1 protein-coding gene is annotated in these 260 nt (G+C 69.6%); it reads left to right on the top strand.

Annotated elements, in window-relative coordinates; all coding sequences use genetic code 11:
- Positions 1 to 23: 23 nt before the first annotated feature.
- On the top strand, positions 24 to 260 hold a 237-nt coding region (locus tag EUU22_RS22185), incomplete at its 3' end, for a DHH family phosphoesterase (protein ID WP_205687954.1).

Genomic DNA, 260 nt, shown 5'->3' with positions numbered 1-260 from the left:
TGCTGGAGGGGGGACGGATCGTCGTGTCCCATCTCCTTCGCGCGGACTTCGCGGACGTCGGCGCGTCGGAGCCATACTCCGAAGGATTGATCGACTACCTGCGCGCCGTCGAGGGCGCCGATCTCGCCGTCTTCATCCGAGAGCAGATGGGAAGCGGGGCGCACGGCCACAAAGGCTCGCTCCGAGCGAGTATCGACGAGCTCGACGTCTCCGCGATCGCCCGGCGCTTCGGAGGGGGCGGGCACCGCCAGGCAGCCGGC

It is taken from the genome of Ciceribacter ferrooxidans, assembly GCF_004137355.1.
GTDB lineage: Bacteria > Pseudomonadota > Alphaproteobacteria > Rhizobiales > Rhizobiaceae > Allorhizobium > Allorhizobium ferrooxidans.
This window is presented reverse-complemented; position numbering and strand designations above follow the sequence as displayed.